Annotated in this window: 20 protein-coding genes; 9 read left to right on the top strand and 11 right to left on the bottom strand. The window is 39.8% G+C overall.

Annotation, left to right across the window (positions count from 1 at the left end):
- Window positions 1–12 precede the first annotated feature (12 nt).
- On the bottom strand, window positions 13–552 hold the full coding sequence (locus AWW68_RS17175) for an RNA polymerase sigma factor (RefSeq protein WP_089082301.1): 540 nt from the start codon (window positions 550–552) through the stop codon (window positions 13–15).
- A 147-nt stretch (window positions 553–699) separates the two neighbouring features.
- On the opposite strand from AWW68_RS17175, the gene AWW68_RS17170 reads away from it, so the two are divergent.
- Window positions 700–1,161, top strand: a complete 462-nt coding sequence (locus tag AWW68_RS17170) for a MarR family winged helix-turn-helix transcriptional regulator (RefSeq protein ID WP_068223818.1) — start codon at window positions 700–702, stop codon at window positions 1,159–1,161.
- On the opposite strand, the gene AWW68_RS17165 is transcribed toward AWW68_RS17170, so the two are convergent.
- A complete protein-coding gene (locus tag AWW68_RS17165) occupies window positions 1,151–2,266 on the bottom strand; it encodes a DmpA family aminopeptidase (protein ID WP_068223816.1) in 1,116 nt (371 codons plus the stop codon). The genes AWW68_RS17170 and AWW68_RS17165 overlap by 11 nt on opposite strands.
- 89 nt (window positions 2,267–2,355) lie before the next feature.
- On the opposite strand from AWW68_RS17165, the gene AWW68_RS17160 reads away from it, so the two are divergent.
- Window positions 2,356–3,588: an MFS transporter gene (locus tag AWW68_RS17160; RefSeq protein ID WP_068223814.1), complete on the top strand. Its 1,233-nt coding sequence runs from the start codon at window positions 2,356–2,358 to the stop codon at window positions 3,586–3,588.
- Between the two features lie 60 nt (window positions 3,589–3,648).
- Window positions 3,649–4,053, top strand: coding sequence for a heme-binding domain-containing protein (locus AWW68_RS17155; protein WP_157717698.1), 405 nt, complete (start codon window positions 3,649–3,651; stop codon window positions 4,051–4,053).
- A 76-nt stretch (window positions 4,054–4,129) separates the two neighbouring features.
- Here AWW68_RS17155 and AWW68_RS17150 read toward each other — a convergent pair whose 3' ends face one another.
- The 6 genes from AWW68_RS17150 to AWW68_RS17125 all read right to left on the bottom strand — a co-directional run bounded on the left by AWW68_RS17150 (window position 4,130) and on the right by AWW68_RS17125 (window position 12,293).
- Window positions 4,130–5,050: a universal stress protein gene (locus tag AWW68_RS17150; RefSeq protein ID WP_068223808.1), complete on the bottom strand. Its 921-nt coding sequence runs from the start codon at window positions 5,048–5,050 to the stop codon at window positions 4,130–4,132.
- An 85-nt stretch (window positions 5,051–5,135) separates the two neighbouring features.
- The gene (locus AWW68_RS17145; RefSeq protein ID WP_068223805.1) at window positions 5,136–6,215 is read right to left on the bottom strand and encodes an aminotransferase class V-fold PLP-dependent enzyme; all 1,080 of its coding nucleotides are present in this window, start codon (window positions 6,213–6,215) and stop codon (window positions 5,136–5,138) included.
- A complete protein-coding gene (locus AWW68_RS17140) occupies window positions 6,208–7,401 on the bottom strand; it encodes an MFS transporter (protein WP_068223802.1) in 1,194 nt (397 codons plus the stop codon). Before AWW68_RS17140 ends, AWW68_RS17145 begins: the two co-directional genes overlap by 8 nt.
- Window positions 7,402–7,818: 417 nt before the next feature.
- Window positions 7,819–9,540, bottom strand: a complete 1,722-nt coding sequence (locus AWW68_RS17135; RefSeq protein ID WP_185101287.1) for an amidohydrolase — start codon at window positions 9,538–9,540, stop codon at window positions 7,819–7,821.
- 89 nt (window positions 9,541–9,629) lie between these two features.
- Complete coding sequence (locus AWW68_RS17130) at window positions 9,630–11,636, bottom strand: TonB-dependent receptor (protein WP_068223799.1); 2,007 nt, start codon at window positions 11,634–11,636, stop codon at window positions 9,630–9,632.
- Between the two features lie 3 nt (window positions 11,637–11,639).
- Complete coding sequence (locus tag AWW68_RS17125; RefSeq protein WP_068223797.1) at window positions 11,640–12,293, bottom strand: hypothetical protein; 654 nt, start codon at window positions 12,291–12,293, stop codon at window positions 11,640–11,642.
- A 219-nt stretch (window positions 12,294–12,512) separates the two neighbouring features.
- Here AWW68_RS17125 and AWW68_RS17120 point away from each other — a divergent pair, with 219 nt between their 5' ends.
- Window positions 12,513–15,722 (top strand): multicopper oxidase domain-containing protein, encoded by a 3,210-nt coding sequence (locus AWW68_RS17120; protein ID WP_068223794.1) that lies wholly within the window; start codon window positions 12,513–12,515, stop codon window positions 15,720–15,722.
- A gap of 68 nt (window positions 15,723–15,790) precedes the next feature.
- On the opposite strand, the gene serA is transcribed toward AWW68_RS17120, so the two are convergent.
- Genes serA through AWW68_RS17105 form a run of 3 tightly spaced genes read right to left on the bottom strand, consistent with a single transcriptional unit; the run spans window position 15,791 to window position 20,459 of the window.
- Window positions 15,791–17,683, bottom strand: coding sequence for a phosphoglycerate dehydrogenase (gene serA, locus AWW68_RS17115; RefSeq protein ID WP_394364990.1), 1,893 nt, complete (start codon window positions 17,681–17,683; stop codon window positions 15,791–15,793).
- 8 nt (window positions 17,684–17,691) lie between these two features.
- Window positions 17,692–18,048, bottom strand: a complete 357-nt coding sequence (locus AWW68_RS17110) for a hypothetical protein (protein ID WP_068223788.1) — start codon at window positions 18,046–18,048, stop codon at window positions 17,692–17,694.
- Window positions 18,045–20,459 (bottom strand): penicillin acylase family protein, encoded by a 2,415-nt coding sequence (locus AWW68_RS17105; RefSeq protein WP_068223785.1) that lies wholly within the window; start codon window positions 20,457–20,459, stop codon window positions 18,045–18,047. Before AWW68_RS17105 ends, AWW68_RS17110 begins: the two co-directional genes overlap by 4 nt.
- 112 nt (window positions 20,460–20,571) lie before the next feature.
- On the opposite strand from AWW68_RS17105, the gene AWW68_RS17100 reads away from it, so the two are divergent.
- Genes AWW68_RS17100 through AWW68_RS17080 form a run of 5 tightly spaced genes read left to right on the top strand, consistent with a single transcriptional unit; the run spans window position 20,572 to window position 26,070 of the window.
- Entirely contained in the window at window positions 20,572–21,102 is a 531-nt protein-coding gene (locus AWW68_RS17100) for a KdsC family phosphatase (protein ID WP_068223782.1), read from the top strand.
- Complete coding sequence (kdsA, locus tag AWW68_RS17095; protein WP_068223779.1) at window positions 21,099–21,944, top strand: 3-deoxy-8-phosphooctulonate synthase; 846 nt, start codon at window positions 21,099–21,101, stop codon at window positions 21,942–21,944. Before AWW68_RS17100 ends, kdsA begins: the two co-directional genes overlap by 4 nt.
- Window positions 21,941–22,798 (top strand): polysaccharide biosynthesis/export family protein, encoded by an 858-nt coding sequence (locus tag AWW68_RS17090; protein WP_068223777.1) that lies wholly within the window; start codon window positions 21,941–21,943, stop codon window positions 22,796–22,798. Before kdsA ends, AWW68_RS17090 begins: the two co-directional genes overlap by 4 nt.
- On the top strand, window positions 22,799–25,225 hold the full coding sequence (locus AWW68_RS17085; RefSeq protein ID WP_068223774.1) for a GumC family protein: 2,427 nt from the start codon (window positions 22,799–22,801) through the stop codon (window positions 25,223–25,225).
- Complete coding sequence (locus AWW68_RS17080; RefSeq protein ID WP_068223769.1) at window positions 25,222–26,070, top strand: ABC transporter permease; 849 nt, start codon at window positions 25,222–25,224, stop codon at window positions 26,068–26,070. The genes AWW68_RS17085 and AWW68_RS17080 overlap by 4 nt, the downstream gene beginning before the upstream one ends.
- The last annotated feature ends 28 nt before the right edge of the window (window positions 26,071–26,098 follow it).

Below are 26,098 nucleotides of genomic sequence, written 5' to 3'. Positions count from 1 at the left end.
TGGTTAGAAGGTTTAATCTTGGTTTAAATCTTCTTCTATTTTTTTCACTGCTAAGTGAAAGCTGGCTTTTAAAGCGCCTACACTCGTGCCTGTTATTTCAGCAATCTCATCGTATTTCAGGTCGTCAAAATACTTCATGTTAAACACTAGTCTTTGTTTTTCAGGAAGCTTTAAGAGTGCCTTTTGAAGTTTCATTTGAATTTCGTCTCCTGAAATTAGACCACCGTGGGTTAGATGGTTTTGTAGCTCTCCGTGAACATCATCTATTGAAAGAGAAGTTCTGCGCTTCATCTTTTTTAGATGATTAAGGGCTTCGTTTGTTGCTATTCTATATATCCAGGTGAAGAGTTGAGAGTCTTCTCGAAAATTTTCGAGGCTTTTATATACTTTAATAAATACCTCTTGGGTTACGTCATCGGCATCGTCATGTGTGATTACAATTTTTCTCACATGCCAATAAATACGTTCCTGATAAGCTGTTACTAGCTCTCGAAACGCCCTCTCTTTTGTAGAGGCCGACTTAAATTCTCTTAGTAATCCTTTTTGTTCCAAGACTTCCAAATCAGAGGTTAGACCACCTTGGTTGCTTAAGGTTTAACCTGTTCTCTTAATATAGTAACATTATTGATGAATGGAATTTTATCTAGCCTTGAAGAGTTAAGGTAAAGTGTTAATTTAGTTATTGTTAATATTTAGACGATGGGCATTCTTGATGATATAAAGCAGAAAAAGGAATTTAAAAGTCCTTATGAGAAGTTGATGGTAAACATCATTTATACCAATAGTTGGCTACACGATCAACAGAATAAACTTTTTAAAAGTCATGGAATAACCACGCCTCAATACAATGTATTAAGAATACTAAGAGGCCAGTACCCTGAACCGTGTACTGTAAACACCATCATTGAAAGAATGCTGGATAGAATGTCTAACGCGTCTAGAATTGTAGATAGGCTTGAATCTAAAGAGTTGGTAGCCAGAACAGTCTGCAAGTCGGATAGAAGAGCCAAAGATGTTGTGATTACGGAGAAAGGCTTGGGCATTCTGGATAATGTAGACCAAGAGATGACCGGTTGGTTACATAATTTTGATTCAATTAATCAAGACTTGGTAGAAAAAGCGAGTGACACGTTAGATGCTTTTCGTCAGGTTAACGTATAACTCCGTACGACTTCAGAATAGAGATTACCCTGTTTAATGGAATAGATTCAACGGTTCTGCCATTGCCAGTCATAGTTTGTGCTGTAAATAGAGAGTTAATTATTGCTTCTTCGGTTGCCTCAATTGTGGCCATAAATAGCGCAGACATCTCATCGTTTCTTAGCACTCCACCATTGTCTGTTGTATTTCTGGTTTGATAAGGAATGCGCATGCTTTCTGCGGTAGAAGCAGCTATTACATAATCACCGCTGCCATTTGATGCTATACCGCCTGTTTTTGCTAAGCCCATCATGGCACGCTTAGCTATTCGCTCTAATTGTCTTGCATCTAAAGGAGCATTGGTAAGTACAACCATCATGCAAGAGCCATCACTTTTTTCAATAGCATTTTTGAACGGGTACTTATTAAGCTCTTTTCCAACCGGAACACCAGCAATAGTTAGAACCCCACCAAAATTGGTTTGTACCAAAACTCCGACAGTATAACCGCCTAATGATTTAGGCACTAAGCGAGAAGATGTGCCAATTCCTCCTTTATAACCGAAAGCAATAGTACCAGTTCCTGCACCAACATTGCCTTCTTGTACCTGGCCAGTTGTTGCTGATTCTATGGCTTTTATAACATCAGATTCGGAAATGTGCATACCTCTTATGTCGTTTAAACCACCATCGTTTGTTTCTCCAACAACAGCGTTAACGGAGCGCACATTTTCGTTGCCTTCTAACCCTAGCGTGTACTTGACAGTGCCTTGGATGCCCATGGGTACACTCAACGTATTTGTAAGAATGATTGGAGTTTCTAGATTCCCAAGTTCTTGTACTTGACTTATGCCTGCCAACTTTCCAAAACCGTTCCCTATATAGATGGCTGCTGGTACTTTTTGTTGAAAGATATTTCCTGAGTGGGGGAGAATTGCTGTTACTCCCGTTCTTATTGTTGTTCCTTCAACTCGTGTTGTGTGTCCAACTTTTACACCATCTACATCTGTTATGGAGTTTAGTTTTCCTGTTTTCATAACACCTATTTCCACACCATAATCTCTTGCTTTTTGGGCAAAAGAAGCGGTGGAAAAGAATAGTAGAATAAAGGAGAGAAGTACTTTCATGAGATGAATATATAGAAAAATAGGATGGTGTTTGTTGTAAGCTATTTGCTGTCAAATTCTTATCTTCCGATTTGACCAGACTAGTAGCTATGAACAACAAGGCCGTAAAGCTCTCACTTTACATTAATTATTTCGTTTTTGCCATTCTTCTTAATTCTGTTGGCATTGTTATTCTCAAGTCGCAAAACGTTTACGGTGTAGATGAGGTTGATGCTAGCTCTTTGGAAGCTTTTAAGGACTTTTCCATCATGTTTACCTCTTTTCTGATAGCCTCTTTTCTCCCTAGAATTGGTTATAAAAAGGGAATGTTGGGTGCTTTGTTATTGGTTACACTGGGGTGTATTCTTATGTATTTTGGTAATTCATTTTGGAGTGCGAAACTGCTATTTATGTTGGTGGGTATAGGCTTTGGAGTAGTGAAAGTGTCTGTGTACTCTGCTATAGGATTGGTAACAGAAAACGAGCGTGAGCACAATAGTCTAATGAGTAGTATTGAGGGTGTGTTTATGTTTGGTATAGCCCTGGCTTATTTTCTTTTCCCTGCATTTAATTCTGAGGCTGACCCTAACGCTTGGTTAAATGTTTATTGGCTATTGGCTGGGTTGACCTTAGCGGCCTTTTTCTTACTTACACGGGCTAAGTTCGATCAAAGTTATGATGCTCCTGGTGCTGGTTTAAAAGAAGACTTTCTTGAAATGGTTAAGCTAATAGCGAGACTTTTGGTAATTGTTTTTGTGCTTTCGGCTTTTCTTTTTGTGATGATGGAGCAGGGAATAATGACCTGGCTGCCAACCTTTAATCAGAAGGTGATGAATCTGCCAGAGAATGTAGCCATTATGATGTCTAGTGTATTGATGATTTCACTAGGTATTGGACGGCTTGCTGCAGGGCAGCTTACAAAACGCTTCTCATGGGTGAGCGTATTAACTGTTTGTATATTAGCTGCCATGGCTATTGTTTTATTCATTTTACCAAAAGCTGTAAATGCTAATATTGAAGCAGTTGAAACATTGGCCGATGTTCCTGCAATTGGTTACGCTTTCCCTCTTGTTGGTCTGTTTATAGCACCTATTTACCCTCTTTTAAACTCAGTGGTGTTAAGTGCATTGCCAAAGAAACTTCATAGCCCAATGTCTGGATTAATCATTATTTTTTCTGCCCTAGGAGGTACGTTAGGCTCTAGAATTATAGGCTACCTGTTTAGAGAGCTAGGAGCAGACCAAGCCTTCTCTTATACATTGGTGCCTATGGTGCTTTTGTTGATTGTCATTTTCGTTTTGAAGCGACTTACCGACAAGGCAGGAGCTGTTCAACAAGCTTAAACCTTCGCATAAAATTTTTATCTAACTAGTTGAAACTTTTAACATTCCATAAAACTAACCATGAAACGATTTACACTATTTTTTGCTCTAATGGGTACAGTAATTATTAGCTCGGCTTTCAATCCCAAGCCAATAGAAAGTAATGCCGTACAATTACATCAGGACTCTAAAATTGAATTGCCAGATAATATAAAAGAGATAGTAGAGGTAAAGTGTATGAATTGTCATAAGCCTGATGCACGTAATGAGAAGGCCAGAGAAAAACTGCAGTGGGTAAAGGTGCCTGAAATGAATAAAGAACAGCAAGAAGATTTTATTGCTGAAATGTTTGAGGTAATTGAGGATGGCGATATGCCACCGGCAAGAATGGTGGAGAGAAACCCGAAAATGAAATTAACAGATGAAGAAAATAAAGCCTTTATGGCTTGGTTAGAAAAAGAGGAAAAGCGCTTGAAGGGAAAGTAACCCAGCATCATTCTTCTACAAAAGAATAAGGGCCTGTTTCTAATAGAAACAGGCCCTTATTTTATGGAGTTAAACTCTAAATTTCCTTAATCAGATCTAGAATTCCTGAGTTCTGTCCTTTAGGACGAACTACCATCATTGGTATATCGCTATTGTATTGAATTAGTTGTTCCGCTCTGCTACCAATAAAGAGGGCTGTTGTAGAGCTTCTTCCTTTTACTCCAATAAAAATGGTTCCAGGATTATGCTCATGTGCAAAGTCTATAATGTCTGTTACAGGGTTGTCATTAGTATCGAGAGAATAAACAACTTCTAGATTGACCCCTTCATGGTCTATCTCAGACATAAACTTTTTATAATCTCTTTCGGCATTTGCCCTCATCACCTCGGCAAATTCTTCATAGGTTTTACCAGAGTAATGGTAGCCTCCTGGGACAGTAAATACGTTTTGGCAAACAATGCGTACATCTTTGTATTTCCTAGCTACTCTAATCGCCTCTTCCATGGCAATTTTAGAGTGTTTAGAAAAGTCGCAAGGAACGTGTAAGAAGTTTACATTAGGCTTGGCTTGTTCTGGTATAATGAAAAGGCTACAAGCAGCTCTTCTGGCTAAGCGATTAGACAGAATTCCTCCTCCAACAAAACTCTTATGTCTACCCATCATAATAAGGTCTATGTCGTTCTTTTCAACGAACTTCAGAATAGACTTTGAGGGAGCACCTTCTCTTACGTGATACTGAGAGATGTCTATCAGTTTTTGAGATAGTGAGTTTTTCACTAAAGTTTGAATCTTACTCTTTCTGTCTTCGATAGACTTCTCTTTGATTTCTGGGAAATCTTTGAGAACACCTTCAGGGATTTTCATCTCACTGATGCTGTTGAAAAAGTGTATTTCTTTAGTCTCGCTAGATGTTGCAATAATTTCTAGAAACTTCAGAAGTGTCTTGTCGGCATCTGAAGTATCCATTAGTACCAAAATCTTGTCTCTTACTGGCATGTGGCTAATATTCTGTGCAAAAGTAATATTCCGCTTTTTCCTACGCCAATAAAGATATACAAATAAATGGAAGGACTTTAAAGACTTAAAGAGTCATTAGAGTATCTGCCAAGAGCTCAATTAATTCCTTAGAATGGGTTGGGAAAGAAGCTATTCTAATTTGCTTTCCTTTGTAAGCTCCGTAGCCGTTTCCTATTACAAAGCCTTTGTCTTTTAGCGCATTTATAATAGCTGCAGAATCGCCCTCTGTATTGGCCACTGCTACAGTTTCAGATCGGAGTTTTTTATCTGGAACAAATGCTGAAAGTTTTGGGTGTTGTTCTATGGTATGATAAAGCAATGCAGACTTATATTTTGCCTCTCTTCTGATAACATCTAAGCCTTTTTCTAGCATATCGCCAGTTACTTTACTGAGTAGGAAAATATCTAAAACATTGGCGGTAAAAGTAGTCTGGTACTTTGTGCCGTTCTTCAGTAAGTTAGGTAAGGCCTGATACGAGCCAATTGAATGGCCTCTTGCTCTTTTTTGCTCTGATTTTTCAATGGCTCTTGGGCTAACAATCCAAACACCTAAACCAGCTGGCAAGCCAAAGCATTTTTGAACAGAAAAATAGGCGCTATCTACTTGAGAAAAATCTAGATCAACTACAGGAAATGCCGAAACCCCGTCCACAGCTATCAGAGCATCAGGGTGAGCTTTTCGAATAGCATAAATATCTTCCGTAGGAAAAGAAACTCCCGTTGAGGTTTCATTTAGAGCCATGCTTATAAGCTCGGTATCGGCCGGAATAAGGCTTGGGTCTGTATTGGGGAAGCTGCCAAATTCAGCAGTAGCTTTTTGTGGCTTCAAATGCCAGTCGGCAGCGAAATCATAAAATCGATTTGAAAAGGCACCGTAGCAGTAGTGAAAAGAATTCTCTATTACCAAATTTTGTAATTGCCGTTCCCAAATTTCAGTAGCAGAGCTTAAAAAGAATATCTGGTAGTCTTCGGGAATATCCATCAAAGACTTAAGGTTTTCTACCGCTGTTTTATAGTAGCCTTCGGCTTGAGTGCTGCGATGGTTTACTTCCATCACTTGGTCTTTTAGTGCAGTTCTAAGGTGCTCCTCAACCGTGAAATATATTGCAGATGGACCGGGGGTAAAGAATATCTTTTTAGGCATTATTTTCTTCCGCTTTCAGTAGCTCCACATGTTTGTGGTAATGATTCCTCACAAAGAGGAAATAAAACATGAGAGGGAACAAAATTATAATACCGCAGATGAAAAACATCATGCTGATTCCATAATATTCGGCAACGTAGCCAAGGGCTATTGAACCCGCGCCAATTCCTAAGTCTACTGATGAAAAGAAAGTGGCGTTAGCAGCTCCACGCCTTTCAATAGGTACCATGTTCATGGCCATGGTCTGTACGGTAGGCATAATAATGCCATTGCCAAAGCCAAGCACCATCCCAGACATCATTAAAGGCCAAAAACTATCTATATATCGAAGCCAAACTAAGCCTAATACAGTAAGTGTTAGCCCAATGGCTACCAGAGTAGATGGTCCGTGCTTATCCATTACTTTACCTACAAAAAGCCTTACTATAACTACACCCAGGGCTAGAAAAATAAAGAACAAAGCACCTTGTTTTATGCCTTGTTCATCGCTATAAATTCTGATGAAAGATATGATGGCTGCAAAAGGAAATGCTCCGGTAAACATTACCAATGCAATTCTATTTACCCTCTTATCGAACATCTTAGACAGCTGCACTTTTGTTTCGCCAGTACTTACCTTCGGCATTTTTACAAATAGCGTCAGCACCAATGATGCAATAGCTACAATTGTTGAGATTGTAAATAGGTTAGAGAAGTTGTTTTGCCCCATAATCTGATCTCCAATGTAAGGAGCAAGTGCAACCGCAAAAGTCATGGCCATTCCGAAGTAGCCAATGCCTTCACCTCTTTTAGATTCAGGCACTAAGTCGGTAGCAATTGTGCTGCCTCCTGTAGTAATTATTCCCCATGAAAAGCCATGAAAAACTCTAATAAGCAATAGGAGAAAGAAGGTATAGGAGAAATGATAGCTAGCACAAAGAATGGTGAAAAACACTAACGCTACTATATAGACCATTCTTCGGCCGTAGGCATCTAACATATAGCCTGCGATAGGTCTAATAAGTAATGCAGATAGAGAATAAACACCTATAATATAACCTACTTGATTGTTGTTTGCATCTAATGCGTTTACGGCATATACTGGCAGGGTAGGGAGTAGGAAATAAAAGGCAGCAGCCATTAAGAAATAGGCTGTACCATGAAGTATAAAGTTCTTGGTAAAGATAGTGTCAGTTGGAGTCGTCAATACTGCAGTATTCGGTAAACCTGCAAGCTAAGAAAAAGCATCTGTAATGCCGTAGAAGATTTATATGAATGTGCTTGGATAGGAAATATGCATTTTTTCCTTTTTGTTGAAACCAAAGCCTTTCTATGTTTGTATTACAAATGAGATAAGGAAATACCCATTTGAGCTTAGACCAGTTTTCGAACTTTACAATTTTAACTCAAATACCGGGTGAATCCCTCTCAAAACAAGGCCTCACCCCGAATTTTCGGGGCCTCGTACTTAGTGCAGGATAACAGTGGACTGTTGCGAGTTTAAAGGATAGCCCAAATCTTGTCTTTAATAGAGGTTCGAAAAGACCTCTGGGTTCTTATGGGTTTAATATAAAAAGGGTCGTTCATTAAACGACCCTTTATTTTTGGTAATTAAAAAGAAGATTTACTCTCCTCTGAAAACTATTTCACCGCCAACTACAGTCATAGTGGCTTTTGCTTTTAGTATTTCTTGCTCAGGAACAGTCATAATATTCTTGTCGAAAATAGTGAAGTCGGCTGCTTTACCTACTTCAATAGATCCTTTGAAGTCTTCTTCAAATTCAGCGTAAGCTCCGTCTAGAGTATAAGACTTTAGCGCCTGTGCTCTAGTCATAGCTTGATCTGCCTCAAAGCCACCTTCAGGGAAACCATCCAAGGTTTTACGAGAAATAGAAGCGTAGAAAGATGGTAGTGGATCTAGAGGTTCAACTGGTGCATCGGTTCCATTACAAACCACAGCGCCAGCATCCATCAATTTTTGCCACACGTAAGCACCCTCTACAATACGCTCTTCACCCAATCTATCAATAGCCCAAGGTCTGTCAGAACTCATGTGAATGGCTTGCATAGCAGCTACAATATTCATCTCGCCAAAACGAGCAATGTCTTCTTCGCTTAAGTGTTGGGCATGTTCAATTCTGAATCTTTCAGCTTTTCTATCGACATCTGGGTATTTATCAAAGGCGGCTTCGTATCTGTCTAGAATTTCTCTATTGGCTCTATCGCCTATAGCGTGAGAACAAACTTGAAAACCAGACGCTAGTGCCTTTTCAGAAACAGTGGTTACTGTTTCCATTGGTAATGTTTCGTGTCCATAATGTCCAGGTCTATCAGTGTACTCTTCTAATAACCAAGCTCCTCTAGGCCCAAGTGCTCCATCGCAGTTTAGTTTAATCGAACGTACAGTGTGGAGGTGGTCAGGGTCAATCATTGGGCCTTTTTCATACCACTCCTCTAAGAGAGAAGGCTGGCGACCAGTAAGCATGGTGTACATTCTTACCTTTAGTTTACCTTGGTCTTTGAACTTTTGAAGTCTATCAATAAAGTCTTGTCCTGAGCCGGCATCATGAAAGCTAGTTATGCCTAGTCTAAGGCATTCATCTATAGCCATTTGCAAGGCTTGTTCAGCTCTCTCTTCGGTTTCTGCTGGTACTAGCTTGCCAATAATGCTGGCGGCTCTTTCGGTGAAAACCCCAGTTGGATTGCCTAATTCATCCTTAATAATTTCTCCCCCTTCTACTTCTCCTTGAAGGCTTTCAATGCTAAGGTTGTTTACCCCAGCTAATTCCATGGCTTTGGCATTTCCAAAAGCAGCGTGGCCACTGGCATGTCTCAACCAAACCGGGTTGTCTGGGCTTACAGCACTCATTTTATCATGAGTTTGAAAGCCCTTTACCATATTGTCTGGTTTTTCAATCCATTTATCCTGATGCCAACCTCTACCTGTAATCCAATCTCCTGGTTGCGCCTTTTCTACTGCTTCAGCAACTTTTGCAACTAGTTCATCATAGGTTTTTACATACATGAGGTCTAGTTCTAATTTGTTATAGCCAACACCCATCATGTGAGCGTGTGATTCAATGAATCCAGGTGTCATAGTTTGACCATTGAGGTCTACCATTTCAGTTTCGTCTCCTTGATATTTCATAATATCAGAAGAAGAACCAACGGCCATAATCATTCCGTCTTTTACGGCAACGGCTTCTGCCTGTGGGTTGGAGTCATCTACGGTATAAATAGAGCCGTTGTAGAAGATTGAGTCGGCTTTTTCGCCCGATGAACAGGCACTTAGTAAAAGAATCAGCCCTGCCAATAGGCCTTTAAGTGAGTTCTTAATTTCCAGCATAGTTATAGTTTAATTTGAACCAAAAGCTAGCACATTATTGGGTTAGGTGCAATTGCTTTAATGTAAGGAGTTTAGTTGGGCTTGTATCTTTAAAAGATAAACCTTGTTTGAAATGAGAAATTTCTGCCCATTCCCATAATTCTGGCTCCAAAAGGAAAATATGTTTCATTGGTTAGGTTAGAAATAGAAAGTCTGGCACTCAACTTATTTCTACGAAGGGTGAAATTAGATTCTAGTGAAAAATTAATTAGCCAGTAAGAGGCTGTTTCTTGAGCAGCCCAAATCTGTCTTATTGGCCCTTCCGGTAGGCGTGTTAGTGCTGCAAATCGTTGTGAGTCAGCCTGAATACCTCCTGAAATGGTTTTACTGAATTGCTTAGAGTACTTAAGTTCTACTGAAGATTGAAAAGGAGGGATGCCTATAAGTGGTTCGCCTTGCCCCAGCCAACTTGTGGTTTCCAAGTTGTCGCCTCTTGTGTATTCAGAATTAAGTGTAAATGCAAGCTCATCATTACTTACTAATGGTTTCCAGCTCTTTGCTAAATAGCCTTCTAGGCCATAAGTTCTGGCTCTTTCGGAGTTCTCATACGTAAAATCGTTATCCCCAAGGTATACCTCGCTAATCCTATCGTTGAATAGTGCTAGCCACGCGTTTAAACCATAGCTAAAACTGTCTTTGTCTCTGTTAAAACTCCATTCTAGCTGGTGAGCATATTCAGGCAGAACACTAGGGTTTCCATAAAAGACACCTCTTCCGCCTATTAAGACTCCAAGTGACTCTAGCTGAGAAGGGTATCTGAAACTTCGGGTAAGACTAACGCTATTATATGCGTTTCTCATTTGCCAGTCTAGCTCAATACCACCAGTGAGTGCTGTGAAATTTAAATGGTTGTCTTCATTTTCTATTCTTGCTGCATCAGCTCTGGCGGAAAATTTCAATCCGACTTTCTTCAACAACAGGTTAGCCATGGAGTAGAAGCCGTACATTACTTCGTTTCTTTCAAGGGTTGATTGGTTGGAAAATGCTGGATTAACATTATCGGAGAAGAAAGTATTCTCCGTTAACCTTGAGTTGATGAAATCAAGACCGAATAAATAGTTTGTTCGGCTGTACTCTTTGAGTAGGAGTGTTGCCTTATAGCCAAATGAGCTTTTCTCATAGTTTCTCAATTCCTCGGAGTTTATAATAGTAAAATCTCCATTGAAGTTTTTACGGTTCTGATCTGTATCGAAAAATAGTCCCCACAATTGTTGCTTAAGACGAACAGTTGGGTCAACAGCCCAATCGAGGTGCAAATCTGATTGATAAGTAAAGTTGTTCTTGTAATCTCTTAGCTCGTAAGGGTTATTCTGAAAACCTTGTGGTCTTTCTTGGTAACCGCTATTGAACTCATTATTCCACGATAGTTTTAAATTCTTTCTTGGGTTTTGAAGAGAAGTAGAGAGTCTAAAATTGTGCTGCCAGTAAGCAGAGTTGTTGGCATTTTCACCCGAAGGATATTTAAAGTCATTGGCAGTTGTTCTTCGGCCAGAGAATCGCACACCCAAATTATTGAACCTCTTGCCTAATACTCCTCCAATACTCAGTCCGCTATTATTGGTAGCATACCTTGAATAGAGAGTGTTTTTGATGTCTTTGGAAGCATCGTGTTCATTAATCTGAACCATTCCTCCTAGAGTCCCACTGCCATAGAGTATTCTTTCAGCCCCATGAATGAGTTTTACCGACTCAATATTTTCAGGATTGATATCGTCTAAGAGGTACCCATGTTCAACAAAGCCAGTTTTTAATACGCCATTTTTTTCTATCCGTAACCTGTTGCCAAACATGCCTCTGAAAACCAGAGGGTATCCATTTTTATGGATTTTGGTGATTCCTGGCAACTTATCTAAAATGGAAATAGGTTGTGCCTCTGTTCCGCTTAGTAATTCTCCGTATATACTGTTTTGTGTAGAAGAGTGTCTCTGCCCAAAGACAATTACGGAATCTAAGTCTTGAAACAAGCTGTCTTTTCTTATGTTCTCGGGAAGGTTTTGTGCAAAGACCTGTGTGCTCAGTATGTAAAGAAGGAAGCCAATTTGAATACAGCTTCGCATGAGTTATTCTATTACATCTAGTGCAAATCTGCTCCACCTTAAAGTGGCTTTACCTCCATTTTCTCTGTTTACCATTTGGAATTTGAAAATAGCTCCAGATCTACTTTTGACAAGGAATACGGGTTGGTTCTCTTCCTGAAGGTTTACTACTCTATCTCCTATAACTAGGCTTTGATAAGCGGTAGCGAGTTTGTCTGCATCTGGTTTTCCAGAACCGTCTGTGTCTGTTTTAGGGTCGAAGTTAAAAGTACCATCGGCCGAAAGTTGGTTTTGCATAGCCGTAGATACTTCACTGAAGGCATTGAAACCGCTAAGACCTAAACCGATATTGAAATTTTCAGAAACGTTTACTGCCTGAGTGTTCACATTAGATTGTGTGTCGCCAAATAAGAAAATACCAGGGCGACCACCTTGTCCTGTTCTTATGGTCATTATTTTAATATCCCACTCAAAAGCCGCTTCATCGTCTAACTGGACTACTTTTCCTGTATCTCCTAGGGTGAGGTTAAGCCCAGCACCAGATGGAAAGTTGTTAGGGTTAATGCTTATTTCTCCTTGATAAGTAGCTGTTGAAAAGCTTGGTGAAGGTTCGTCTTCAGAACATGCTGCAATAGCCAATAGCAATAGTAGTGCTGCAATAATCTCTTTAGTTCTCATGTGTGTGTTAGTTTGAATTCAGGTCACAATATACCTGTTTTTACAATGGCTACAAATGGAGAATGATTTCTGAGGATGATAAAGTTTGGGTTGAAAATTTTATATTAGTGGTGAATTTTCAATTAACACAACACAATAATTATGAGACCTTCAACTAATTTTCTCTACGTATTTATTTTGTGCTTTTTTCTGATCAACCAGAGTTGTTCGAGCAAAGCCATGCCTCTTCAGGATGGGCAAAAACATTCGGACCATATGGTCGATATTGCAGATCCTGTTTCTTATGCTATGGTAGATTTGTCTACAAGTACACCAACAGCAACTCAACCAACGGGTTCCTCCACAATTAATTCTGTTAGTTTGTTCTCTAAGTCTGGAGCCATTTTTAGACAAGAATATAATACATGGTCACTTTCTAACACAAATGGAGCTGGCCTTACTTTTGACTTGAATCTCAATAAACCTGGTCGAGTACAAATGGCCATGGAAGTGGCTGCAGCTTTGGTTAACGGGGTGCCGCACGATCCAATTTATATCAAAGTTGAAAACAGTAATGGGTCTCAGGTTGTAACTAAAAAGCCAATTTCAGATACTATTCCCAACTTCCATGTCGATGTTTTTGAAATCCCAGAGTCGGCTTTGGTGCAAGGTTCAAATAAGGTAACTCTTTACCTGACACAGGAGGCTTCCACTCAGTTATTCGTTAAAAATATCAAGTTCTTGCCTCAAAAAATAGAGTCGATTGATGGGGTTCTAAGTACAACTTTATACACTCAGTTCGGTGAGACTTCTATTAATGGGATACCAGGAGTAGCTGGGGGAAAAATATGGACTAGAGCATACGGCTTAGATGAAACCATAGAAATGCTTCCGGGGCCAACCTTTTACTTTAAACCTGGTGACCTTTTGAATGTGAATATTGCAAACAGGCTCAACCCAGCCGAAAGTGATGTTATGCAAAAGTATGAAGAGTTGATGGGCAAGAAATTTAACCCAGATGAGGTGTTGATTGGTGATAGTATTCGTGGTGAAATAAATATACCTCACAACTTAAATAATACTAACCTTCACGTTCATGGTCTTCACGTTGACCCTTCCAAAGATGATGTTACTATAGTTATTGTACCTGAGGGAATTGATACGGCCGGTTATGATGCTCCTCATCATGCGCATGCACCGGTTTCAGATTTAGGAAAGCTGAATCCATTTTCGGTATCAGATCAAAGCGTAAAGCCTGGTTCTTGGGATTATCAATACAAAATTCCAACAACACATTTACCAGGAACTCACTGGTATCATCCACATAAGCATGGTTCTACATCTGCTCAAGTAGAGAATGGACTTGCTGGTACCATAGTTATTCAGGAAAGTGAATCTAACGCCATAGTTCCCTTCCCAAGTCATCCCTCATCAGTTGTTGGAGGGGGAAATCAAACTCCATATGATCTCACAGACTGGCAAACCTATCACGATAGAGTTTTGGCAGTTCAAGAACTGACGAATTTTGGGGCTCAATATGGCAAGGGTAATAGCAAAGGACACATAGATTCCATTGCTAATCCGGCCAATCCTGGAGGAGCTACTAATGTGGATATTCAGGTTACTGTAAACGGTAAACTAATGGATACTTTAAACATTCGTCCAAACCAGCTTGAAAGGTGGAGGATGGTCAATGCAGGTACTAATCACAGGGCTTTTAGCCAGATTTGGTTAGGTATGTATGAAAAGGATACCACTATTGCCAATAAAAAGAATGTTCAGAAGAAGGTTAAGATTTATAAATCCATACCAGTTTTCTTGGCTGCAGTTGACGGTATAACCCTCTCTAAATTGGATACAGTTACTGCCGAGAACCCGGCATTGCTTGCCCCTGGAAACAGGTCAGACTTTTTGGTGCAGTTAGGAGCAGGAACTTATACTTTATTTAAAGATTATAAGTCGGTGATTGTAAGTGATTCAGGGGATAGCACCTTTATTGCGGTCCGTCAGACAAATGGCCATAAGATCCTATACAATTCAGTAACCAATACTTCTTCTTTTTGGCCAGAAGCTGCACCTACTAAATCTAACCCTTATTTGTTCGCTAAGGTAGATTCATCAGGTCAGAATTATGGTGAGTTTATTCAGAACTGGAATGGAAACAAGAGTACATCACTGATTCCACTAATTAAAACCAAGATCATCAAAGATGGTAACTTTCTTGATGTAGATTTTGCAACCAAGAGCGAGTTTAAACAAGGTGAGGTTGGGAAATGGCAGCCTTATAATTTTAATGGCAGTATTACTGACGCAGATTTATTCAGTGTTAAGGTGTCTGGCGCACCGGTTGCGGCTAATTCGACTCCAAAATTCCCAAGTAACACTTACTTGAAGAGTATCGCGCCAACCACTTCAGGAAATGCGCCATCATACGTGTCTAAAATTAAGGACTCGGATATACTTCAATCTAGGCCTGTAATGTTCGATGTGTCTGGGATTAAAGTGAATGTGTCTTCTGCCAATGGGTTTAATGGCGGAGTAAACCAATTTACTTTGAATGGTAGGTTTTTTGAACTTAATGATATGATTGGTAATCCTAAAGCAGATTCAATTATAGGAGCACCATTCACCGACCCATCTGAACTTGAATCACCAACTGATCAAAAAAATAAGAGTATTAGCCAAGACCTTAGTTTCGAAGACTTCTTTGCACAGAACTATACGAATAAAGTTGGCGACAATTATTATTTCACAAACCCTGGTTACTATCAATCAATAACAAAGAAGGGTGATGCTTTTGCCTACAGCGGCATAGGAAAGCCCTCTTGGTCGGCTCTCACAGGTATTGCAGATACAACTTTGACTATTGGTACGAAAACGGTTACAAAATCTAGACCTTCTATAGTTAATGTGAAGAGTACGTTTTATGATAAGAATAAGACTCTAGTAGATAGCCTACCTCTTGCACAAACTGCCGAAGAATGGATTCTCATTAACAATTCTGATGTGAGCCATCCTTTTCATATTCACATTAATCCATTCTTTGTAGTGGAGGTTGGTCAATTGGCCTATCAGAAATATGTGGATTCAGATGGTAATACCCAACAAGATTGGTTTATGCGAGCTGTAACCGCTTCAGATTCAGATATAGATCAAAGACAGGCCATGCCAGCTAAAGGTGCTGTTCCGGGTACAATATATCAAGGGGAAATTGGCGTTGACGCTATAGTTGGCAACTGGTGGGATACTATTACCATACCAGCCCATGGTTATGTGAAAGTACGTTATTGGTTTAATGTGCCTAATCAAACCGGAGAGGGTGCTTCATCTGTTGTTGCCGATAACTTCAATAAAACAGGAATCTGGGTTTACCATTGCCATATTTTAAGACATGAAGATAGGGGAATGATGATGCCTGTGATTACCATAGCCAATGACAGTAATAAGTAGTTGAAAAAGGTAAGAGGTCTTTCTGAATGCTAAAAGCAACGGAAAGACCTCTTGTTTTGATTAATCCGTTAATATAACACCCTGAACTTAATAGTATGCTCAATCTTTTTGAGGGCTGTGATCAAGTCTTTGTCGTAAGCTTTGTTAATGTCCGTGATCACATAACCAACGGTTTCATTTGTTTTTAAGTATTGACCGTCAATATTGGCATCATGTTCTGCTAGTACTTTGTTAATCTTTGCTAGTACCCCCGGCTTGTTAGCATGGATGTGAATTAATCGATGCGCATTCTGTAAAGAAGGGAGAGTGATATTTGGAAAGTTCACACTCAAGGCTGTATTCCCGGTGTTAATGTAATCCATGATTTTGTTCGGTACAAAATCAGCTATGTTTTCCTGAGCTTCCAGCGTGCTTCCGCCAATATGTGGAGTCAAGATGGTGTTCGGTAAACCAATTAATTCGGATTCGAATGGGTCGTAGTTGCTCTTAGGCTCTTCAGGGAAAACATCTACACCAGCGCCCCTAATTTTTCCAGAATCGATGGCGGCTTTTAACGCAGGTACATCTACCACAGGCCCTCTTGCAAGGTTTAGAAATATCACTCCATCTTTCATCAAATTGAAGTGCTCTTCGGTAAAAAAGCCATTGTTTTCTGGTCTGCCATCAATGTGTAGTGTTACCATATCTGCCAATCCTAAAAGCTCTTCCAATGAGTCACATTTAGTTGCATTTCCTAAAGCAAGTCTCTCTTCAATATCGTAGTAGTACACTTGCATCCCCATATTTTCGGCCAATACCGAAAGCTGCGAACCAATGTTTCCGTAGCCTATAATACCGAGTTTTTTGCCACGAATTTCATTACTATTTGAAGCAGTTTTAGACCACCTTCCTTGATGCATGTCATTCGACTTATCTTGAATGCCACGCATAAGCATAATGAGTTCAGCAATGGCCAACTCTACCACAGAACGAGTGTTGCTAAAAGGAGCGTTGAACACCGCGATACCTTTTGCCAAGGCTGCTTCTAAGTCAATTTGATTGGTGCCAATGCAAAAAGCGCCAATGGCCATTAGCTTATCTGCATGTTGCAGAACTTTAGCAGTAACCTGAGTTTTAGAACGAATGCCAAGTACGTGTATGCCCTTGATTTTCTCAGAGAGTTCATCTTCATCCAAGCCAGCAGGGTAGCTTTCTACTGAGAACCCATCTGCTTTTAACTTGGCTAAAGCATTGGCGTGAACGTTCTCCAAAAGGAGCATTTTAATTCTGTTCTTAGGGTAGGAAAGGGCTCCGCTCATATTATTTTCAAAAAGTATTTCGTCAAAACTCGGTGCAATGTGGTCAGCATTGGCTTTCACGCTATCGCGTTCAATATTCTCAGTGAAGGCCCAGAATTTCTTAGCAACTCCGGCCTTTTTTACTTCATAATCGGTATAACCATCACCAATCATGTGGATTTCTCCTTGAAGTCTAAGTTGTTCAATTTGCGTTACTTTTCCTCCATTGGAAGAAAGAACATTATCTCTGTTGAAGTCTACAATATTACCAGCTTCATCAAAAACAAAGTCATTAGCAAAAACATGCTCTGCTTTAATTCCTAATTCAGTAACAACGGGTACTATAAAATCTTTAAAGCCATTAGAAACAATGAAGGTATTCTCCGCATTCTCTTGAAAGAAAGCCTTATTCCTGTTGATCGACTTCGAAATCAATTTTTTCAATCTCTTAACTAATTCTGCTAGGTGAGATTGCTTGGCATCTAAGATTTTTATTCTGGCATCTAGAGATTCACGAAGCGACAGTTCACCAGCCATACCAAGGTCAGTTACATCTTTTATTTGCTGCAGGCGAAGCTCCTTTTCTGGGTGATTTTCTAAGGAGATTTCCCCCAAAATGTCCAACGCCTCCACTTGGGTGAAGGTGCTATCAAAATCGATTACAAAATGCGGCTTAGTCTTTATTTCAGTCATTAATCTTCCTTGGCCATAATAGCTCGGCACTGATTACCAAAAAGTCCGGCAATTCCTGCTGCTAATCCGCCAATAACCCCTGTTACCAGAATCAGTAAAACCACGTTTCCTTCAAGAGGTAGTAATACAGCTATTTTGCTCGCTAAAGTATAGTCATTGGCACTAGACAGCATCCAAGCATTTACTATCCAAAGTAATGCGATTGCCCCGAACGGAACAAAGAAGGCCGCTACATTTCGTAGGCGAACGATTGCACCACTCAAGAAGGCAGCTAGCATAACTGCCCACCATGGAAGGAAAAGAGATAGAATGACGCCTAAAATGATGGTAAGTATAAAATTGCTAAGCTTTTTCATTGTTTAGGGTTTAGTGTTTGAGTGAATGAAACGCCAGTTTGATCTTCTGCCGACTGCATAAAGTTGAGTTCTAAATATTCGCCTGCGGCCCAGATATCTACCAAATCATCGTAGAATTTACTACCTGGGTTTCCCGATTGTCCACCTGGATAAACACCAAATGCTTTTGGTGGGTCAGACATTTCTACGATCATACGCCAAGAGGCTCCATGGTTTTTGGACGTTGCGTTTACAATTCCACTATTACCTCCAATAGGTATGTTGAACCTTGAAAATGCAGGTAGTGCTTGAAGTAAATGGCCAGCATAAGTAGCTTTTACATCGCCCCACTGGTAATCACCAAGTCCTGACTTCCAAGTGTTTAAGTCTTTGACAGCTTCTTTGAACGAGGCCAAAAATAGGTCATTGGCAGTTTCGACTTCTGGGGTAGAAGCTATGTCCATAAAAGGATCGTCTGGGTAATTCTTCAGAAGGTATATTGTCTGATACACAAAAGGAGCATCTATAGCCTCTTGGCTATCTCTCACTTCGTCCCATACCATTCTATTCAATCTAGTCCACCAAGCTTCCCAAATACTAGCTCCCTTGGAGTCAATCTCGTTGTAGAAATTCCACTTTCCGGCTTCTTCCAAATAGGCTAATTCTTCTTTGCTTAACTCTTCTTTAGGCATTACCTCTAGCATATGAGGAAGTAATTCTGCTGCCTTTAGATTGTAATTGTTGCTATGAAGGTCTTTGAAGTCTTGAATAGTGAACTTGTTTTTTGATCTAAAAAAATTGTTGATCACTCTGTTTCGGTACATTTCATATCCATCATTGAATACGTAGTATGGATAGCTCTCATCGACCGGGTGTTGGTTGGCTGAGCTTACAAAACCTCTTTCTGGATTTTTTATGTGAGCATTGTGTTCTTGAGGAATCCAACCTTGCCAGTCATGCTCGGGGTTTGATCCATCCAGAAGAAACTTGCCTTGTCCTTCCCACTTATTTGGAAACCTTCCCTGAATCCAAAGTGCTATGTCTCCCTCGCGAGAAGAGAAGATAAAGTTTTGAGCAGGCGCTAAAAAGTGAACAAGAGCCTCTTTGTATTCATCGTAATTTTTGGCTGCGTTCAGTTCAATCAAAGTTCTCTGATTATTGCCACCTAAATGGCCTGTCCACTGCATGGCATAGCCCATTTTTTCTTCATTGCCTTTAAAGGTGTCATCGTAGCTGACAGGCCCATGATGCGTATAGACAACGGTGTCGTAGTAGGTGGCTTCTCCTCGAATTCCAATTTCTTCAACTCTTTTAGTCGTTGACTTCCACTGGTCATCATGCCAGTATTCATCCTTGTTTTCGTCTTTGAACTTTACCTTAAACCAGTCCTTAACATCGCGAGTAGCATTAGTAACTCCCCATGAAATGTGATTATTAAAGCCGATGACAATGCCTAACGCACCAGGAAGTGTAGCACCAAAGGTGTTTTTCTCGGGGGTGGCCAATTGCATCACATACCAAATAGAAGGCAAGTTAAGTTGAAGGTGAGGGTCGTTGGCTAAGATTGGATTTCCCGAGTAAGATTTCTCAGGCCCAACAGCCCAGTTGTTACTTCCGTTGTCTGGGTGAGGCTTTTCCATAACTTTTTGTATGGAGTCAAGCATGTATTCACTTGCAGGCACTTCTGGTACCGAAACTTCCCAACTGCTCCAGTCTCTTTCTTTAGGAATAATAGGGTCGTTTACATCGAAGAAATCCGGAAAAAGGAAGTCGAAACGTTCTTTTCCATATTTGTTCACAAAGTTGGTGAACTCTAAGTCAGAGTCTCTTCCGGCCAACATGTCCGTCATGTACATTAACAATAGAGCTGTTTTTTTCATGGTCCAAGGCTCTGGCTTGTAATCGAGGAGCTTATATTCTACAGGATAATTGGCAGGAGATAGTGATTCAATATAGCTATTGATTCCATCGCGGTAAGCCTCTAAATACCCGAGCATCTCGCTATCCTTTTTCATGTTTTCCAAGGCCCTTTCAGCTCCGTAAACCATTCCTTTTCTTCGTTGTCCCCTGTCATACTCCAAGGCAGCATTCCCCACAATTTCTGAAAGCCTTCCGGCCGATGCATGTGTCTGAAATTCTAGCTGCCAAAGTCTATTTTGAGCGGTTACATATCCTTGGGCTCTATATAGGTCAGTATTGTTTTGAGCGAAAATGTGCGGAATTAAGTGGTCATCGTAGTGAATTTGAACTGGTGCTGAAAGACCATTAATCTCATAAGCCTTCTCTTCTCCTTCAGTAATTTCGTTTTGCCATACTCCTTGGTTAGGACTTAGAAACTTGCCAAGTGGAGGGATTTGGCCAAATTTGGTGTTCAATGCATAGAAAATTCCTATCGCTAAAATCAGTGACAGGACGAACTTGAAAATCTTCATAGATGCTGAAATTTCCTCTTAATATATAGAATCTTAAAGGAGATTTAGTTTGGCAAGGCCTCAAGTTGTTTTGTAAGTTGTATTCGTTCTACCTTTGCCGCATTATAATCCAATGAGCTATTCAGAAAAAACTATAGAGCAAGCCAGAAAAATTAAGGCTATCATATTCGATGTTGATGGTGTGTTGACCGATGGAGGTATTGTCTACGACAATGCAGGAATGGAATTTAAGCGCTTCAATGTAAAGGACGGGCAAATAATCAAATACCTGAAGCGAGCTGAGATTTACACAGCAGTTATTACAGGTAGAGATTCGTTAGTAGTGAGAAACCGTTGTGAAGAACTAAAGATCGATAAACACTACCATGGTATCAAGAATAAGCTCGAAACCTACCAAAAGCTAAAGGAGAAGTGGCAGCTTACCGATGAGCAAATTGCTTATGTGGGCGATGATATCAATGATTTGCCTGTGTTGGTTCGTTGTGGTTTGTCTTGTACACCAAGCGATGGGCACTACAAAGTGAAGGAACACGTTGATTTAGTTTTGAAATCCAAAGGTGGAGAAGGGGTGCTTCGCGAATTGGCCGATTTGGTCTTGGAGGCTCAAAACCGATATGAAGATATTATTAAGGAATTGATATGAAGAAATTTGAGAAGAGTTTTCAACTCTCTGATTCTATTGAAGTTGGAAATGGAAAGATGGTTTTATTCTCTGGTCCATGCGCTGTAGAGTCTTATGACGTATGTGCGAGGGTAGCAGAAACACTCATGGAAATTTGCTTGAAGCTCGATATTCAGTATATCTTTAAAGCATCGTTTGATAAGGCCAACCGTACTTCGGCAAAATCTTTCAGAGGGGTAGGGTTAGACGATGGTTTGAGCGTATTAGACCAAATCAAGCGAGATTTCGAGTTGCCAATAGTCACTGATATTCATGAGTCGTACCAAGCGAAACCTGTGAGTGACGTGGCGCAAGCATTGCAAATTCCCGCTTATTTATGCCGACAAACCGACCTTCTTTTAGCTGCTGGTGAAACAGGTAAAACAGTGAAAATCAAGAGGGGACAGTTTATGGCACCAGAAGATATGGAGTACGCAGTCAACAAAGTTAAATCTACCGGAAACGAGAAAGTAATTCTTACCGAAAGGGGAGTTTCTTTCGGTTATCATAACCTAGTGGTAGATATGCGTTCACTTCCAGTAATGCGCCAACATGCCCCAGTTGTTTTTGATGTTACTCATAGCATTCAACAACCAGGTGGTATGGGAGGGAGCTCAGGAGGGCAGAAGCAATTTGCACCCTTTCTAGCCAGAGCCGCAGGAGCAGTTGGAGTAGATGGTTTCTTCATAGAAACGCACCCTAAACCTGAAGAAGCTTTAAGCGATGGGCCAAATATGGTGCCTCTTCATAAAATGAATGATTTCCTGACCATGTGCAAAGAAGCTTTTGAGCTAGGTCAGCAGGCAAGCAACGATATCGAATGAAAAATAAAGAAAACAGAAGCCCTCTAGCTATTAAGTTTATGGGCTTTCTTTTTGTAATCCTATTAGCTAGTAGCTGTATTCCAAACGAGAAGATCGTTTACATGCAGAATAAGGAGGATGAAGAGGCATTGTCCAATGATCAACTGATTGCACTTTCAAGAGTAGATTACAAACTTCAACCCAATGATATTCTCTTAATTAATTTCTACAGTAGAGAACTAGGTGAAGTAGAGAAGTACTATCCAATTTTTGCTCGCCCTGACAACCTCTTGAGAATGGGTAACCAAAACGGAGGTGGAAATAATGGTAATGGGAACAATAATAATGATCCCTACATGACTGGTTATAACGTGGATAGAGACGGAAAGATTGAAATTAACAGTTTGGGAAAAGTAAATGCCGCTGGTCTCACCACTACTGAGCTTAAAAAGCAAATTGAAGATCTGATTAGACCCGATATTTCAGATATTGGGGTAAGCGTAAAACTAAGTGGTATTCCATTCACAATATATGGAGAGGTGAATAACCCCGGCCCACAGTTGGTTAGACAGTACGATTTGAACTTGCTAGAAGCAATCGCCAGAGCTGGTGATTTGACTATTAACGCCAATAGAAATCATGTACTTATTATGCGCCAATACCCTGATGGTGTTAAAATCCATGAAGTGGACGTTACGGGGCGCAAATTTATTGAGTCTGAGCTGTTTTTTATTCAGCCAGATGATCTAATCTATGTTGCCCCATTAAAGATTCGTGAGTTAGGAACTGGTGAAACCGCTTTGCAGACTTTTGCCACCATTGTCTCGGTAATTTCAGGTACAGTGTTAGTTATCAGTGTTTTAAGTAATAATTAATTGGCTAGCGAATTCGATTTTTTTGATAACGAAAGCAGTGCCAACTCTGGCAATCAAAGCACCATAGACCCTAGGTTAATCCTAATCAAGGTGATTAGGAACTGGCCGATCTTCGTGGTTTCGGTCTTTCTAGGTTTGTTGGTGGCTTTCATTTATCATAGATATACCAACGAACGTTTTAAGCTTAGCTCCACCTTGCTTATTCCGGATACAAATCCGAATATCGATCCGAGCATTATGCAATTCTTCACTTCCAGCAATACTTCTCAGTTTTTAAATGAACTAGAAATATTGAAAAGTGAGAAAATGACAGGTTTGGCATTAGATACGCTCGACTTCGATGTTCAATATTATTCTGTAGGGAGAATTAAGACCATTGAAGAATACAATTCACTGCCGTTTGAAGTAGTTCCGTTGGCAGGGAAAAATCAAACCTACGAAGTGCCTTTTACTGTAGAGTTTGTGGAAGGTAATAATTTCAAAATTTATAAGACCAATTCTGATAACCCGTCTCAAGAACTCTTTCAGCCTTATCAAGATGTGGTAACCGATAATTTGGCAGTTAGGTTAGAGTTTACTTCATCTAGAGACTTAAGTGGAAAGGTTTACAATTTCACCTTACGCTCCAGAGACAAACTGATTGACGAATGGTCTAGTAGGCTTAGGGTTACTTATCAAGGTGAGTTTACGTCCATTGCAGCCCTTAGTTTGAATTATACAAATCCTCGAAAGGGGGCAGATTTTCTCAATGCACTTATGTATGCCTATATGTCTCAAGAGCTAGACAGAAAGAATCAGGCAGCTCAGAAGACTATTAATTATGTAAATACTCAAATGGCTGCACTGCAGGACACATTGAGCATTTATGCCTCGCAATTGGACGATGTAAAAATTGAGAATAAAGTAAGTTCTATTGATAACGTGGGTTCCAATATTATAGGTGAAATCTCAAAGTTGGAAGCTCAAAAAAGAATAAACGAACTGACTGTTAGGAATCTCCAAGATAATTTAAGGTTGTTAAATCAGCGAGATAGTATAGATCAAGTATCATTCTCTGTTTCTCCATCCTTACAAGTTGAGCTAGAACGTTATGTATCGCAACTTCAAGAAAAGTATGCCACAAGAAAGGAGAAAGCAGAAATCTTATCGGATAGAACTCCGACTATGATCAGTCTTGACAATGAAATAGACGGATTGCTTAAGTTTTTGAGTGGAACCATAAGTCTAAAGATTAATGAATTAAAAAATGAAATTAAGAGTACTGATGCCCAGTTAGTTCAATTGAATAGGCAATTCGATAGGTTTCCTTCGGCTAAAAGAGATTATAGCGATACAGAGAGAATCTATGACATGTATTACAATATGTTCCTCTATTTTAGGCAGAAACGTGCTGAAGCCGGGATCTTAAAAGCGTCTAATGAAGCTAATTCAAGAATTGTAGATGAGGCTACTCCTAACGTGAAGGCTGTTTTTCCTAATAAGCCTTTCAACTACGCGGCAGCTGCGGGTGTTGGCTTTGCCATTCCACTTTTGTTCTTCGCCTTAAAGGAATTCTTAAATGATAAGATTGAATTTAGGAAGCAAATAGAAAAGCTAACTCAGATTCCAATTATCGGTATGATTGGTCACAATAAGTACGATGGGAACTTGGCTGTACTTGAGCATCCGAAGTCTATCATGTCAGAATCTTTTAGAGCTATACGCTCCAATTTGGCTTTTTTCGGAAGGGAGAGGAAAATTCAGACGGTGTTACTTACTTCTAATGCTAGTGGAGAAGGCAAGTCATTCTGTTCCCTGAACTTAGCTTCTATGCTGGCGGTTTCAGGAAAGAAAACCGTTTTGGTAGGCCTAGACTTGCGAAAGCCCAAACTGTATAATGACTTTGGCCTAACAAATGATTTTGGCGTTTCTAACTACCTAGCAGGTTTTGTAGAGAGAGACAAGATTATCCAGAAAACACCTTATGAAAATTTAGACCTAATTGCAGCGGGACCTGTGCCACCTAATCCAGCTGAGTTGTTGATTTCTCAAGGATTGAAGGATTTGATCAATAGCCTTAAAGAAGATTACGAACAGGTAATCATAGATACTCCACCAATTGGTATTGTGGCAGATACCTTCAATTTAACTCCTTTGGCGGATCTTAATATTTTTGTTGTTCGCCAGAACTATACAGTAAAACAAGTCTTTCCCTTCTTGAACGACATCACCAAGAAGGGATTAGTCAAAAACTCCACCCTATTACTCAATGACTTCAAAGTGAATAGAGGCTATGGTTATGGTTACGGTTACGGCTATGGTTACGGTTATGGCTATGGTTATGGCTATGGTTATGGTTATGGTTATGGAAATTATGGTGGAGGGTATTATTCAGATGAAGAAAAAACGAAAGGGTCTAAATCTTTCATTAATAGGATTAAGAATTGAGTCAGGAACATTGGGATACCGTTATAGAGCCTAAATCGGCTCTTTTTGATTTAAAGATCAAGGAATTAAGGCAATACAAAGATTTGTTGTTGCTATTTGTTAGAAGGGATTTGGTGGCACAGTATAAGCAAACTATCCTAGGACCTATCTGGTATTTTATTCAACCTATTCTGACAACACTTACTTATGTGTTAATCTTTGGTAACGTAGCGGGACTCTCAACGGATGGGCTTCCTAAAATGCTTTTTTATCTGGCAGGTGTAACTTCATGGAGATACTTTGCAGATTCATTGACTAAAACATCGGAGACCTTTTCAAAGAATGCCGACATCTTTGGAAAGGTTTATTTTCCAAGAGCTATAATGCCCATTTCTATTACTATTACCAATCTGGTTACTTATGGGGTTCAATTGATCCTTTTTTTTGCATTTTATGCTTATTATGTTGTTTCAAGGCAGTTTGATTTGAGTATACAAAGAGAACTGGCTCTTTTTCCTGTTCTGATCTTTATAATGATGCTTTTAGGTTTAGGGTTTGGATTCATTCTTTCGGCCTTAACCACCAAGTATCGTGACCTTAAATTCCTAATTACTTTTGGAGTGCAACTACTAATGTATGGAACACCCGTAATTTACCCCCTATCTAGTATTCCAGAGGAATATAAAATATACATCATGGCTAACCCAATGACGCCAATAATTGAAACTTTCCGGTATATGTTTTTAGGTACAGGAACATTGGACTATGGGCATCTTCTGTATTCAACTGTATTTGCTATTGTTCTTTTTATTATTGGCTTGGCGATATTTAATCGTACCGAGAAAAACTTTATGGACACTGTATAATTTGTTATGTACGAATTTAGATTGATGA

It is taken from the genome of Roseivirga spongicola (genome assembly GCF_001592965.1).
Taxonomy (GTDB): Bacteria; Bacteroidota; Bacteroidia; order Cytophagales; family Cyclobacteriaceae; genus Roseivirga; species Roseivirga spongicola.
The sequence above is the reverse complement of the archived record's forward strand: the minus strand, read 5'-3'. Positions and strand labels throughout refer to the sequence as shown.